Source organism: Photobacterium kishitanii (assembly GCF_003026355.1).
GTDB classification, from domain to species: domain Bacteria; phylum Pseudomonadota; class Gammaproteobacteria; order Enterobacterales; family Vibrionaceae; genus Photobacterium; species Photobacterium kishitanii.
The window spans coordinates 233,906-247,912 of the sequence record NZ_PYON01000003.1; the positions used below are offsets into that span (position 1 = coordinate 233,906).

A 14,007-nucleotide genomic window follows, 5' to 3' on the forward strand; every position below is an offset into this window, starting at 1 on the left:
GAGGTGTTGCCATGTTGTATGCTGCTTCATTGGTTACCGTTACCTTAATCTTAACGGTATTAGGTGTAAGTGCTCTCGGTCCTACTGCGGGAGAGCTACCTATATTAGTACTTGCTATTCCTGCACTGTGGTTATTACCACAAAGTGGTGTCGCAGGTTGGCTACTGCTATGTGGTTTAGGCGCTTACGGTGCCATGCTACCTGATCAACCTCTCGCGCTATCAATCAGTTTATTCATGATGTTACCGATTCTGATGATTTGTACATCGGCAAAAGGGTGTTGGCAGCTTGGAGCCTTGATGGTTTCGATAGTGTTATCAATGAACGTTGGTCTGATGGCATTACAAGGCGAGGGTAAGCTTGAAGGTAGTATTAGTGCGACCTTGATCCAAATTGTGGCTATTGGCGTGATCTGGTATGCCGCTCGTTGTTGGCGTCCAATTGCTGGCAATACATGGTGGCCATTGTTTGCCGTGTTTCCGTTATGGATTGGCGGCATGGAATCAGCAGCACTGGTTGGTTTATGTGTTACGGGCTTAATTGCTGCCCTACAAAGCCTCGTTAAAATGAAACATCGAGATTGGATCCCCCGTTTAGCTTGTGTGTTACCTGCGATTGGATTTACGACTTTAGTGGTATTGCCACAGTTCAGTGTTGCTAACCCGATTTTAGTCTCATGGTTATTAGTGCTCGGTGGTGGATTATTGGGAGAGTCGTTACTTGATGATCCAGAAGAGGAAGATGAATAACTACTAATTAGTGAGCAATAGGTTGACTTTATTACTATTTTGTTTGTATTTGCATAAATAATCAGCAGTCAAACGAAAGGGCAGGATAACGGCTTGCATTGTTGGCGTGGTTAATAGATAATCTTCCTCGTTCTCGAAAGAGACAAAGAATCTATGGAGGCCCCCATTGGTCCTCCCGCAACACTAACCTGTGAACTCGGCCAGGCCCGGAAGGGAGCAACCGCAGCAGGCGTCGTGTGTGCCGGGATGTGGCTGGTGGGGGCTTCCACCCATCTAGCGTTTAGAAAACCTTATTTCCTATCAAATTGCTATCTCTTAATTTACTCTCTACAGTGTAGTTTAATATTACTGTTTTATCGTGTTTACTTTATATTTATCAATAATAGTTTCGTTATTATTAACATCATGATTTTAATAATATATCTTATGCGTATTAAAGTATTACTAGTGTGGTTAGGTAATGTATTTAAATAATCAAACGTTAATAAGTAAGATATAAAGGACTGATATATGGCACAGAATACTGAGTTAATGAATAAAGTGAATACTGTCTTGTTATTACATTCTGAATGCTTCACTCATTGGGAACGTGATTATTTAAGTAACCTTAATCAAACGCTTATTAATCATGGGCAATTATCAGAAAAGCAATTAGGATTGTTTGAGAAAATATTGGCGCGCAGGAAAGTTGCAAGTTCGTAAGCAGATATTTATGTCGCAGTGACGGTAAATGTTAAGTAAGAAATAATCCAATAACGATTTTATCAAAGCTTCTAATAGACTAAATTTATTAGAAGCTTTGCTAACATAGTCTAACGTTATTCGTTAACTATTTGCTGCGATTTTTTTAGTGATTTTTGCTAATTTCTTAGCCTTTTTCTCTTTTGTCGTTAAAGATGGTTTTTTATTACCTTTCTTAGTATCTAGCGACTTACTCATAACACGAACCTCTTTTTTTTTGAGATTGGTCATACTGGCCAACGACAGATTAAATAGCGATATTGATTTAATATTGCTTCTCTCTAATATGCGCTTACCACCTAAAAAATCAATGACATTTATGAAAACAAAAAACTTATTTTTATTCTTTTACAAAAAAATTATGATGGAATTATTCAATGACGAATTGTAATTTTATTGGAAGATAATCAAGTGATTGAAGATAATGTCGACATATTTACTAAATGTTTTCTTTATTTTAAATATTTCACGGTAAGTTTTATAAAAATATGTTACAATAGCGTGAAATCTTTTTATGTCTGAAATGAAGTAGATCTAATCTGTAAATATTATTTATTACTGTTGGTCTAATTTATACGGCGGTACAAGATACATTTAGATATAAGTTATTGAATATTAATATATAAGCCTCAATGATTTTCTCTCCAATATGAATCATATCTTACTGTAAACGTACGTTGTCTGATATCTAGTTGTTTTATTGTATTTATATTTAATTTCAACGAGTTAGTTATCTGTCAGCATAAACCATATTTAAAATTAATAAGGTAAACCATGACAAAACTTACAGCGAAAGAATCTAACACTAAACCTAAGAAAAAAAAGCCATTAACAGTGAATCAACGTACTGTCAGTATTCGCGAACGCATAGAGAATATTAAAGCGCAGCAAGCATGGGATAAGGAATGGGAGTATGATGAATAAAATTAACATTATCCTATTGTTACATGCTCTATAGTCAGGAATAAGTGCCGAAGAGTGAACTCACTAGCAGCGTGCACTTGAGCCAACTAAGTTGCTTTAGGGGCTCTCTAGTTTTTTTGTGCGTCATTTAATTATAATGAAATGTTAAGTATAAACTGTTGCTTACATTGCCAGATTGGTCTTACGCTTTAATTTCGTAAGTTAGTTTGTACTCTTTTCATTTACATTACACCGTCAAATAAGTTGAGACCTCAATTAAATTACCGTCGGGATCACGAAAATAGAGCGACGTGATTTTTCCTATTGCGCCAGTGCGTCCAACTGGACCTTCAATAATCTTTACCCCTTGTTGTTCAAGATGTTGCCTGACCTCATCCAAACTGGTATCAGTGATAAAACATAAATCAGCACTTCCAACTTGCACCGTATTTGCTTTAGGCTCAAATTCTTCGCCATGTTGGTGGAGATTAAATTTTTGATTGCCAAAGGTTAATGCTATTCGGTTATCACCAAAGGTAACTAATTGCATTCCAAGCACGGATTGATAAAATTGAGCACTAATATCGATGTTAGTAACCGTTAATACTAAATGATCAAGATGACTAATATTCATTGAGTTACTCCAGCTATTAATATTGCAATAAGAAAGCCAACCTAAAATAAGTTGGCAGTCTATTTATATTATTAGAATAAGCTCACCCTAAAAGCGAATGTTTTAAACGCGATTATTAGTGGCTAGCTAACAGTTTTTGATTGAGGTTTGGATCGTCATGGACAGCGAATTTATTAATCATATTGGCAGTTGCTTCATTCATGCCAATAAGTTCAGTGGTTGCGCCTTGTGATCTTAATTTAATAATAACTTTATCTAACGCTGTTATTGCGGTGAGATCCCAAAAATGCGCCAGTGTTAAATCAATTTTGACACACTCAGCAACATTATTAAGATCAAATAATGAAGAAAATTGATCAGCAGATGCAAAAAATAGTTGGCCACGAACCGTGTAAATTTGCTCATTTACAAGGGTTGATTTTACGACAACGCATTGGCTAACTTGATGCGCAAAGAATAATGCTGATAGTAATACGCCAATGAAAACACCAAGAGCCAAATTATGTGTTATTACAACCACAGCAACCGTTGCTAACATAACGATGTTACTTGAGAGTGGGTGATGTTTGATGTTTTTAATGGAGTCCCATGAAAAGGTACTAATTGATACCATTATCATCACTGCAACTAAAGCGGCCATAGGGATGAGTTTTAGAATATCACTTAAAAATAAAATCATTATTAATAAGGCAATACCCGAAAATAAGGTCGATAAACGGCTTCTTCCTCCTGATTTAATATTAATCATTGATTGTCCGATCATCGCACAGCCAGCCATACCCCCTAATAAACCAGTACCAATATTGGCGATCCCCTGTCCTTTACATTCTTGATTCTTATTACTTGTTGTTGAAGTTAAGTCATCAATAATAGTGGCAGTCATCATCGATTCAAGTAAACCTACAGCAGCGAGTGCTAAAGAATAAGGCAATATTATTTGTAAGGTCTGAAACGTAAGAGGAACATTGGGTAATAAAAAGATCGGTAGCATATCGGGTAATTGACCCATGTCACCAACGGTTCGCACATCTAATCCAAGTAATGCCGCTACGATAGTTAAACTGATAATACACACTAAAGGTGAAGGGATCAGTTTGCCAATAATCGGTATAAGTGGGAAGAGGTACACAATGGCTAAGCCACTGGCTGTTAATAGATAAACAGACCAAGTTGCATCAGTTAATTCTGGAAGTTGAGCCATAAAGATCAGTATTGCTAAAGCGTTAACAAATCCAGTAATAACAGGCTTGGAGACAAAACGCATTAAATTACCGAGTTTTAAATACCCAGCGATAATTTGTATTACACCAGTAAGGATAGTGACAGCCATTAAATATTGTAGGCCATGTTCTTTTACTAAGGTGACCATAAGTAAGGCCATTGCCCCTGTTGCTGCTGAAACCATGCCAGATCTCGCTCCAACAATAGCAATGATAACGGTCATAGAAAAAGAAGCATATAAACCAACTTTAGGATCGACTCCTGCGATAATAGAAAAGGCGATAGCTTCTGGTATGAGCGCTAATGCTACTACTATTCCTGCCAGAAGGTCTTTTTTTATATTATATAACCAGTTGTTTTTTATGTAATTTAGCATTTATTCTCTATATTTTAGACGTGTAAAAGTCACGGAAAAAGTCCGTAAACATTTAGATATGGGAAGTTTTAGCTATGATAGGCATAGCAGAGTGACAGCAAGAGAGCTGCATGTTTGGAATAATGAGCAGGCGCTCATTAGAGAGGTTAAGGCGGCGTAATCTTCAAGTTTTAACTACTTTTATTTGGGAGTATGAGTATAAAATCATACTGTGAGTTTTAGACGTTGATGATGCTAACATATAAATAAATAGATAACAAAATAGTTAGTAGTCTAAACGAAATGATTGTATTTATTTTTTAGCTTGCTTATTTGGTATGTTGTCATTATTTTTGTTGTTGTATAAGAATTATTTTTAGTCATTAGCTAAGCGAGTATTTGTTGCTTTTAGCTATTGGCTTACATCTACTTTGATGGATCTCTATAAATGAATACAACTATTCAAGCTATGTTTGGTCATCGCTCGATCCGTAAATTTACTGACGATACTATTTCTGACGAGCAATTAAATACGATTATTGCGGCAGGTATTGCGGCATCTAGTTCTAGTATGATCCAAGCCACATCGATTATTCGTATTACTGATCCTGAAAAACGAGCAGCATTAGCACACCTTGCAGGCGATCAACCCTATGTCGCTCAAGCTGCAGAGTTTTTGGTATTTTGCATTGATTATCAACGTCATTATTCTATTAGTTCTGAGATTAAACCTGAATATACTGAGTTAGCTTTAATTGGTGCGATTGATAGTGGCATTATGGCGCAGAACTGTTTATTAGCCGCTGAATCAATGGGGTTAGGTGGGGTTTATATTGGTGGGTTGCGTAATAATCCGCATGAGGTTGACGCATTACTCAAGCTACCGCCGTATAGCGCGATATTATTTGGAATGTGTTTGGGTGTACCAGCGCAAGATCCACAATCAAAACCACGTTTACCGATGGCGCTGATTTTACATGAGAATGAATATCAGCCTTTAAGTCAGCCATTGTTAGCTGAATATGATCAACAAACAGTGGAATATTATCAGCAGCGTTCAAGCCATAATAAACAGCAAGATTGGTCGAGTGCGGTGACGAAAACGTTGTCTAAAGAGTCTCGACCATTTATCGCGGAGTATTTTCATAGTAAAGGGCTAATGGAAAAATAAGCCTCGTTTATCATGCATGAAGTCGGTGACGATCAATAGAACAGGGTGGCTGATTTTTTATAATCGCCACCCTGTGTCGATGATGATTACATATAAATAAACTGACGATATAGCTTATCAAGCTGGGCTCTTATTTGTTGTATTTTAGCGTCATCGTTATTATCACAAGCGGTTAATAATCCTTTTTCAGTGGTGGTGATCTGCTGGCACAAATCAGCAATATTTTCACAAAATTCAGCAGAGTGTATACCGTCATCCGTGGTTGTTATAGCACTACGCTGCGATGATGTTGGCGTAATATGATGAGCTTGATTATAGATCTGTTGGCGTTCACGACGTTGCTGTGATTCATCGATCGCGTTTTTCATCGCTGGAGTTATTTTATCGGCATATAAAATCGCCTTACCATTGGCATTACGGGCTGCACGACCAATGATTTGAATTAAAGCTTGGGTAGAACGTAAGAATCCAGCATGATCGGCATCAAGGATAGCAACCAATGATGCTTCGGGAATATCCAACCCTTCGCGTAGTAAGTTAATGCCGATTAACACATCAAATTCACCTTGGCGTAAGGCGTCGATGATCTCTACCCGTTGTTGGGTTTTCACTTCTGCATGAATATAGCTGACCTTAATGCCTTGTTGCTGCATTAATTCGTATAAAGACTCCGCACTTTTTTTGGTTAGTGTGGTGACTAATACTCGCTCATTTTTTATTACTCGTTGTGCTATTTGCTCGAGTAAGTCATCAATTTGAGTGGCGAGTGGCCGCACTTCAACGATTGGATCAAGTAAACCTGTTGGGCGAATAATTTGTTCTACAATATGGTTTTTAGATTGGTTTAGCTCATATTCCCCCGGTGTTGCTGAGACAAAAATAGTTTGTGGTTTTAACTGCTCAAACTCCTTAAATGTCAGTGGACGATTATTTTTAGCCGAAGGCAATCGAAAACCATAATCAATTAAGGTTTCTTTGCGACTTTGATCACTTCGCTGCATTGCCGATATTTGTGGCACCATCACGTGAGATTCATCAATAAACAATAAGCCGTCTTTGGGTAAATAATCTAATAAGGTGATAGGTGGTAATGCGGCATCACGCTCATTGATATAACTGGCGTAATTTTCCAGCCCTGAACAGTAACCCAGTTGTTGCATCATTTCGATATCATGCATGGTGCGTTCATATAATCGTGCCGCTTCAATAATACGATTATCCTGATTAAGTTCAGCAACGCGTAGCGCTAAGTCTTGCTGAATCTTAACGCACGCCTTGGTGAGTTTTTCTTTTGAGGCAGCATATAAAGTTTTTGGGGAAACAAAGTAGTGTTCAATATCACCCAAAACGTTACCTGTTAATGGATCTAACCATTGTAGGGTTTCAACTTCATCATCAAATAATACCGCTCGCACAGCTTTTGATTCAGAATCCGCAGGGTAAATATCGAACACATCACCATGAACACGAAAAGTTGCGCGCTCAATAGTGCGCTCACAACGATTATATTGGAGCGCTGTTAATCGTTGGATAAAATCTTCACGGGTTATTTTTGCGCCGATAAAAAGCGGAATCTGAACGGCACGATATTGGTCGGGATCGCCTAAGCCATAAATAGCAGAAACAGAAGCGACCACAATTACATCTTTGCGTTCTATTAATGATTTGGTGGTGGATAACCGTAATCGCTCAAGTTGCTCATTAATTGCTGAGTCTTTACGAATAAAGCGATCACTACCAGGAATATAAACTTCAGGTTGGTAGTAATCATAATAAGAAACAAAGTATTCGACTGCATTTTCAGGAAAGAAGCGTTTCATTTCGCTATAAAGCTGTGCGGCGAGGGTTTTGTTATGTGCCAGAATTAAAGTTGGACGTTGTAAGCGGTGGATCATATTCGCCATGGTAAAGGTTTTTCCCGAACCTGTTACTCCTTTTAGCGTCTGATGAGTTACCCCTTGTTCAACACCATCAATAAGTTTAGCTAACGCTTCTGGTTGATCGCCTGATGGCGGGTAATTGGAATGTAGAATAAACACATTATGGGGCATAGTAAGTCGCCTATTTTAAATATTTGTTGTAAGTATATACTCCCAACATACGCTTATTTGAACGGGATCTCGAACTCAAAAATCGACCATATTGATTAAAAGACGTTAGATTCACTAATGTTAGCATTCTTTGTGGCTGGCTTTTGTTATTGGTCGATAATTGGAGTAGGTAATAAGTAAACCTGCGATCACAATAAATAACCCGCCGCCAAGGGTGTGATAGGTGGGTAATTCATCAAACAACCAATATCCAAAGATGCAAGAAAATACAATTTGAAAGTAAAAGAATGGCGCGACATGGGATGCTTCCGCGATATTCATGGCTTTAATTAAACACAGTTGCGACACAATCGTGACGATAGGGATAGTGATAAAGTAGGGTAATGCTTCCAGGGTTGGGGTTTTCCACATCTGGGGTTGGACTAAGAGTAACAAGCTTGAAATTGAGCCTAGAATAAAGAACGAGTTAATTAATACAGACAGTAGCGAGATTTTTGAATCAATGGTTTTAGTAATAAGATTATAACCGGAATTAGCTATCGCAATCAGTAATGGCAATAAATATATCCATTGTAAGCCACTAATATTAGTTGGATTAATTACAATTACCACACCAGCGAAACCTAATAATGTTGCAATGATTTTTATTGGTGTCAGCGTTTCTTTAAAAAATAATGTACCACCTAGCATATAGGCAATACTGCCCATTTGAACAATGATAATATACATTTCAAGTGGTATATATTTTAAAGCGATCACTGAGGTAATAGCACAAACTAAAAATAAACCAGCCCGTAAGATTAATTTACCATTAGTGGCAAAAATGGCGGTTTTGGTTTGCTTAGGCATGAAAATAAGCATGCATAAAAAAGGGATCGCAAACCTAAAAAACACCATTTGAATTGGATGATAGCCGTGTTGTATCAGATATTTATCAGCACTGTCTTTAAGAGTTAATGACAAGGTTGCGACGATAATTAACATCGCACCGAGCATATTATGGTTTTTTGTCTGCATGGTATTTTTATCGTTTTGTTAATTGGTAATCACTAAAAATTGGATAAATCCTCATTAGAATAAAGTGTCTATTTTTAATCTACCATGATTTTAAGCAAAATATTTTGTTGCCTGTAAAAGTAATAGCCAACCGATAAAGGTTGGCTATTAGAATGAAAGACGATCAGTTAAAGCAGGTTAAATATAATCGCTGAAATGGCAATTAAACCAATCACAGTCACAAAAATATTGCTTATTTTACCGCGGTACTTTTTTAGTGATTCAATATTTCTAATTGCATACATTGGCATGATAAACAAAATCATAGCAATTACCGGACCTGAAAAGGTTTCCATAATGCTGAGTACACTAGGGTTAATGACTGCGGCATACCATACTGATATAAATAATATTGCGATGGTAAGTTTGTTGGCGAGTTTAGGAGTGATATTGGTGTGTTTAGTGATAATGCCGTTTAGACTTTCACGACCACCGAGAAAGTGACCAAAAAAAGAGGAGGTGATGGCAATACACGCAATAAAAGGGCCTAGTGATTCAATAACGCTGCTATTCATCTCATTGGCAAGGTACGACAAAATTGAAATGTTTTGCACTTTTGCTTCAGCTAATTGAGCAGGAGAAAGACTCAGTACACAGGAAAATACAAACAACAATACGAAGGTGATAAGCATCATCGAAGTGTGTTTTAAAATGTAATCAACCTTAGTGCTAGCCTGAGCGCCATAATGACGTTTTTGGGCGACAGAAAAACTGGAAATAGCAGCAGTGTGACTAAATGCAAAAATAGTGGTTGGAATCGCAAGCCAAAGGGTTTTACCAAAATCGGAGGCGGTAGGTACTGTTGAAAAATCAGGCATTTGCCAGTGTGGGATCAGATAAATTGACAGTCCAAATAAAATAAACACTAACGGATAAACAATAATCTCAAACGCACGTAAAACCACTTTTTCATTAGTTAGCATAACGCCGATCATTAAGGTGACTAATACTCCTGAAAGTAATATTCGCGGTGGAGGGGACATCTGTAGCTGGTGGACTATAAAGCTTTCAACAGTATTGGTTAAGCCGACGCCATAAATCATCAAAATGGGGAAAATAGACAGAAAATATAATACTGAGATCATCAATCCAAATTTGTGGCCGAAGTGTTCTTCAACAACATCGGTAAATTCAGCTTGAGGTTGTTGAGAAGATAAAATAAACCGCGCTAATCCTCGATGAGCAAGAAATGTCATCGGGCCGGCTAATAACGCCATGATGATTAATGGCCATAAACCGCTGACGCCAATATTAATCGGTAAAAATAAGATCCCCGCCCCGACGGCGGTACCGAACAGGCTAATGATCCATGTTTTATCGTGTTTAGTTAGATTTTGCTTATTGTGATTAGAAAGTGTTTTTGCATTAGGGTAAGGCATATAACTGACCTTTATATTAGTATTTTATTATAGGTATGTTGGTACTGATGTTCACGTGAGCGTAGTTATCGGTGTGATGTTGAGATTAGAGAAATAAAAAAGCTTCTATTTTGCAATAGAAGCTTTATCGAGCAGTTATAAATCAGGCGAGAACGCTTTCTGCTGAGACATAAGGTAAATCAAGGGCTTGAGCTACGCTTTGACAGGTAATATGGCCGCGATAAACATTTAGGCCATTGAGTAGATGATGATTGTGTTGTAGCGCTTTTTGATAGCCATTATTTGCAAGTTCAACAATGTAAGGCAAAGTTGCGTTATTAAGTGCAACTGTTGAAGTACGTGCAACCGCACCTGGCATATTAGCAACGCAATAATGCACGACATCATCAACAATATAAGTAGGATCATCATGAGTAGTTGCATGTGATGTCGCAACACAACCGCCTTGGTCTATCGCAACATCAACAATGGCTGCACCAGGTTTCATTTTTTTGATCATTTCTGCAGTAACCAGTTTAGGTGCAGCAGCGCCGACGACAAGTACTCCGCCAATGACTAAATCAGCCTCTAAGACATGACGTTCAATGGCATCATTAGTTGAATAAACGGTTTTTAGTTTGCCATTAAATTGCACATCAAGTTGGCGTAAGACATCAATATTACGATCTAAAATCACTACATCGGCTTGTAACCCTAGTGCCATTTGAGCAGCGTTGTTACCAACAACCCCACCGCCAATGATGACTACTTTTGCGGGTTCGACCCCAGGAACGCCACCTAATAACATGCCGCGTCCACCACGTGATTTTTCAAGTGCAAATGCACCCGCTTGAATCGACATTCGCCCTGCAACTTCAGACATCGGTGCTAATAGAGGTAAGCGACCGTGTTTATCCGTTACCGTTTCATAAGCAATACAAATAGCTTTACTGCGAATAAGATCTTCTGTTTGTGCAGGATCTGGTGCGAGGTGTAGGTAAGTAAATAGGATTTGTCCTTCACGTAGCATAGCGCGTTCAATAGCTTGTGGCTCTTTGACTTTGACAATCATTTCAGCTTCAGCAAATACATCAGCTGCAGTTAATAATATTTGCGCACCAGCATCAATGTAGTCTTGATCACTAAAGCCTATTCCTGATCCCGCTTGGGTTTCGATATACACACGATGGCCATGAGAAACAACTTCTTTTACTGCCGCAGGTACCATGCCAACACGGTATTCATGGGTTTTAATTTCTTTAGGTACACCTAGGATCATAATATTAAACCTTCACTTTTGTGTTATTGGGATGTGCTTATTTGTTATTGGAATGTTTATAGGTTAGGTTATAATCGGTAGGATGTGTGACTGTTTTAATTGTTAAATTTAATTTTAATAGCTACTTTGTTTTGAAAATGTAGTGTTTTAGCCTGAATATGATCGATATCACAGTTTAAATTGTTGTTTTTTGTTCAGGTTTTATTGGTTGTAATAACGTCATTGATTGGGACTAAATAGTTGTAGAGTCAGACATGTATTATCCTTGATTAGAAGGAGTATAGTTTGAGACTTAAACGATGCTTGTGGCATTTTGAAAATAGGCAAATGCTTATAGATTACGCTAAAAAATCTATTTTAAAGATGGTAATTAATTTGGAAAGTACACGAAATTTTAGCTGTATTTAAGAGTGGTTAAACGATGAATAACAATAATAAAACGGTGGTTGCACAACAAGTCATTGAAGATATTTGTGAGTGGGCAATTATGCATGGTGTCGCTTTTCGCCAAGCGGATAATACTGCGAGACATTGCCCATTTAGCATTGCACCAATGACGATTGAACGTGAGGTTTATGACCATTTACGTCGAGTTGTTCCTGTACTGACTAAATTGATAACGAATGTCTCTGAAGATTATGATTTTTTACAAGCTTCATTAGCGGATATGGCAAAGGCCGATCCCTTTTTTGGACGTTTGATGTCATTGCATTATCAGATTCATGGTGATGTGAATCATCGCTATAACCCTGCTCGTCAGCCGCTATTATTGATGCGAACTGATTTTATGGATGATCGTCAATATGGTGCAAAAGTTATTGAGTTTAATGGTATTGCTGCAGGTATGGCACCGTTTGGTCAGCGTGCAACTGAATTGCATCACTTTATACAACACCAATGGCCCGAGATTTATCAGGCATGCTTAGAAGATACATCGGCAATTCCTGCTGATAATCAAGGCTTAGCTCAACTAGCACATGCTATTACAACGGCAGCTCACAGTATAAAAGCAGATTTTAATGATCAAGGCGCGGCTGTTTTTTTGATGGTGGTACAGAAAAATGAAGATAATGTTTATGATCAGCATCTTTTAGAAGCGGCATTACAACAGCAAGGGTTACGTACAGTAAGGCGTACTTTTGAACAATTAAGTGCTCAATTGTCAACAGGGGCTGGTCAGCGTTTAATGCTTGAAGGTGTCGGGGCGGTCGATGTTGTATACCTACGTGCTGGTTATCAATATTGTGATTATTGTGCGCCGGAGCTGAATGAAGCTGTTTGCTGTTACACCCTAAGTCAGATGCGCGTTTTTATTGAGCAGCATCATGTCGCTTTAAATGCCACTATCGGCCAACAACTCGCAACCAGTAAAACGATGCAAATGTTATTAACTATGATGCCAGCTCAAGATTATATCCGTTGGGGATTGACGCTTGCAGAAGCGGAGTTAGTAAAAAGTGTGTTAGCTGAAATGAAACCTATTACTGCGGCAACGATTGATTGGTTTAATACTCAGGCAACTAAAACGGAGTGGGTACTCAAAAATCAGGGTGAGGGTGGTGGTCATTGTGTGTTTGGCAATGATATTAGCGATACGCTAGCAAAATTGACCGTGGCTGAGTATGACGCATGGGCATTAATGCAACGTTTATATCCCCATGAACGTGAAGTGCCAACCATTGCCATTCGGGATGCGAAAATGACAGTCGTTGAGGATTTAGTCAGTGAAATAGGCTTGTTTAGTGCGTATTTTAATGGCAAGCCTGTGACTGAGTTAGGTGGTTATGCCGGATATTTAATACGTAGTAAGCCGGCAAGTGAAAATGAAGGTGGGATTCACAGCGGTAAAGGAATTTTGGACTCGTTAGTACTGATTGATTAACACTTTTGCCTGAAATATGTATAAATACAGGGATTAAAAATAAAATTGACGTAAAAACTATTGAGTTATTATCGCTAATGGGCATATTAGATGGCTATTAGCGACATTTAGCCCTTGGAGTGCACCACAGTGCTTAACCGAACCACCGTTATTTCTACATTTTTGCTTTCATTATCTTTAATTGCTCCCACTGCATTTGCTGGTACGACTCAGCACAATAGTTATCAAGCATTCCCTGATCAAAATGAAATAGTGACTAAAACTGATTTTGGTAATCAAACTTATGTTTTCCATTTCACTGATAATGGTCAAAATTTATCACGTATTGATTTTCTAGATCATATGGAAACTCAAGCAACAGCATGTCGAAATTGGTTATATGTACCAGCATTTAGTAATCTTAATGTTGCTGACGAAATCGTGTTACGCGTGAGTACTAATTATGATCCTACTACCCATAATTGTACTGCACATGCTTATGCAGGTAATAACGCAGGTAATATGGACAGGGTATTAACGTTCTTTCAAAAGAAAGAATATGTCGATATTGCGGGATTTAATTTATCAGCCCATGGTTTTACTGCAGCAGTCGAGAAACTATAACGCT

12 protein-coding genes and 1 other RNA gene are annotated in these 14,007 nt (G+C 38.0%); 7 read left to right on the forward strand and 6 right to left on the reverse strand.

Going from position 1 to position 14,007, the window contains the following annotated elements; translation table 11 throughout:
- Positions 1-11: 11 nt before the first annotated feature.
- The 4 genes from C0W29_RS05060 to C0W29_RS21735 all read left to right on the forward strand — a co-directional run bounded on the left by C0W29_RS05060 (position 12) and on the right by C0W29_RS21735 (position 2,414).
- Entirely contained in the window at positions 12-749 is a 738-nt protein-coding gene (locus C0W29_RS05060) for a VP0952 family biofilm-associated protein (protein ID WP_045044292.1), read from the forward strand.
- A 164-nt stretch (positions 750-913) separates the two neighbouring features.
- An RNA gene (gene ffs / locus C0W29_RS05065) (signal recognition particle sRNA small type) lies at positions 914-1,010 on the forward strand.
- A gap of 249 nt (positions 1,011-1,259) precedes the next feature.
- Positions 1,260-1,451 carry a hypothetical protein gene (locus C0W29_RS05070; protein WP_045041726.1) on the forward strand — a complete coding sequence of 64 codons (192 nt, stop codon included), beginning with the start codon at positions 1,260-1,262 and terminating at the stop codon, positions 1,449-1,451.
- A gap of 813 nt (positions 1,452-2,264) precedes the next feature.
- A complete protein-coding gene (locus C0W29_RS21735; protein ID WP_166418985.1) occupies positions 2,265-2,414 on the forward strand; it encodes a hypothetical protein in 150 nt (49 codons plus the stop codon).
- Positions 2,415-2,640: 226 nt separating this feature from the next.
- On the opposite strand, the gene C0W29_RS05075 is transcribed toward C0W29_RS21735, so the two are convergent.
- Together C0W29_RS05075 and C0W29_RS05080 are read right to left on the reverse strand one after the other, a co-directional pair.
- The gene (locus C0W29_RS05075) at positions 2,641-3,027 is read right to left on the reverse strand and encodes a VOC family protein (RefSeq protein WP_045044294.1); all 387 of its coding nucleotides are present in this window, start codon (positions 3,025-3,027) and stop codon (positions 2,641-2,643) included.
- 115 nt (positions 3,028-3,142) lie between these two features.
- Entirely contained in the window at positions 3,143-4,624 is a 1,482-nt protein-coding gene (locus C0W29_RS05080; RefSeq protein WP_107174084.1) for a SulP family inorganic anion transporter, read from the reverse strand.
- A 427-nt stretch (positions 4,625-5,051) separates the two neighbouring features.
- Between C0W29_RS05080 and nfsA the strand changes: the two genes are divergently transcribed.
- Positions 5,052-5,774 carry an oxygen-insensitive NADPH nitroreductase gene (gene nfsA / locus C0W29_RS05085; protein ID WP_045044295.1) on the forward strand — a complete coding sequence of 241 codons (723 nt, stop codon included), beginning with the start codon at positions 5,052-5,054 and terminating at the stop codon, positions 5,772-5,774.
- Between the two features lie 86 nt (positions 5,775-5,860).
- Here nfsA and uvrB read toward each other — a convergent pair whose 3' ends face one another.
- The 4 genes from uvrB to ald form a co-directional block, all read right to left on the reverse strand.
- Positions 5,861-7,825 (reverse strand): excinuclease ABC subunit UvrB, encoded by a 1,965-nt coding sequence (uvrB, locus tag C0W29_RS05090; protein ID WP_045044296.1) that lies wholly within the window; start codon positions 7,823-7,825, stop codon positions 5,861-5,863.
- A 120-nt stretch (positions 7,826-7,945) separates the two neighbouring features.
- Positions 7,946-8,842, reverse strand: coding sequence for a DMT family transporter (locus C0W29_RS05095; protein ID WP_045041723.1), 897 nt, complete (start codon positions 8,840-8,842; stop codon positions 7,946-7,948).
- A 167-nt stretch (positions 8,843-9,009) separates the two neighbouring features.
- A complete protein-coding gene (locus tag C0W29_RS05100; RefSeq protein ID WP_045044297.1) occupies positions 9,010-10,260 on the reverse strand; it encodes an SLC5/6 family protein in 1,251 nt (416 codons plus the stop codon).
- A gap of 142 nt (positions 10,261-10,402) precedes the next feature.
- The gene (gene ald / locus C0W29_RS05105) at positions 10,403-11,518 is read right to left on the reverse strand and encodes an alanine dehydrogenase (RefSeq protein WP_045041721.1); all 1,116 of its coding nucleotides are present in this window, start codon (positions 11,516-11,518) and stop codon (positions 10,403-10,405) included.
- Positions 11,519-11,939: 421 nt separating this feature from the next.
- Between ald and C0W29_RS05110 the strand changes: the two genes are divergently transcribed.
- Positions 11,940-13,400 carry a glutathione synthase gene (locus C0W29_RS05110; protein ID WP_045044298.1) on the forward strand — a complete coding sequence of 487 codons (1,461 nt, stop codon included), beginning with the start codon at positions 11,940-11,942 and terminating at the stop codon, positions 13,398-13,400.
- A gap of 129 nt (positions 13,401-13,529) precedes the next feature.
- Positions 13,530-14,003, forward strand: a complete 474-nt coding sequence (locus tag C0W29_RS05115; protein WP_045041720.1) for a hypothetical protein — start codon at positions 13,530-13,532, stop codon at positions 14,001-14,003.
- The last annotated feature ends 4 nt before the right edge of the window (positions 14,004-14,007 follow it).

Excerpts from the sequence above, each read along its gene's own strand:
- C0W29_RS05060 (WP_045044292.1), top strand. The coding sequence starts at position 12 with ATGTTGTATGCTGCTTCATTGGTTACCGTTACCTTAATCTTAACGGTA.
- C0W29_RS05070 (WP_045041726.1), top strand. The coding sequence starts at position 1,260 with ATGGCACAGAATACTGAGTTAATGAATAAAGTGAATACTGTCTTGTTA.
- C0W29_RS21735 (WP_166418985.1), top strand. The coding sequence starts at position 2,265 with ATGACAAAACTTACAGCGAAAGAATCTAACACTAAACCTAAGAAAAAA.
- C0W29_RS05075 (WP_045044294.1), bottom strand. The coding sequence starts at position 3,027 with ATGAATATTAGTCATCTTGATCATTTAGTATTAACGGTTACTAACATC.
- C0W29_RS05080 (WP_107174084.1), bottom strand. The coding sequence starts at position 4,624 with ATGCTAAATTACATAAAAAACAACTGGTTATATAATATAAAAAAAGAC.
- nfsA (WP_045044295.1), top strand. The coding sequence starts at position 5,052 with ATGAATACAACTATTCAAGCTATGTTTGGTCATCGCTCGATCCGTAAA.
- uvrB (WP_045044296.1), bottom strand. The coding sequence starts at position 7,825 with ATGCCCCATAATGTGTTTATTCTACATTCCAATTACCCGCCATCAGGC.
- C0W29_RS05095 (WP_045041723.1), bottom strand. The coding sequence starts at position 8,842 with ATGCAGACAAAAAACCATAATATGCTCGGTGCGATGTTAATTATCGTC.
- C0W29_RS05100 (WP_045044297.1), bottom strand. The coding sequence starts at position 10,260 with ATGCCTTACCCTAATGCAAAAACACTTTCTAATCACAATAAGCAAAAT.
- ald (WP_045041721.1), bottom strand. The coding sequence starts at position 11,518 with ATGATCCTAGGTGTACCTAAAGAAATTAAAACCCATGAATACCGTGTT.
- C0W29_RS05110 (WP_045044298.1), top strand. The coding sequence starts at position 11,940 with ATGAATAACAATAATAAAACGGTGGTTGCACAACAAGTCATTGAAGAT.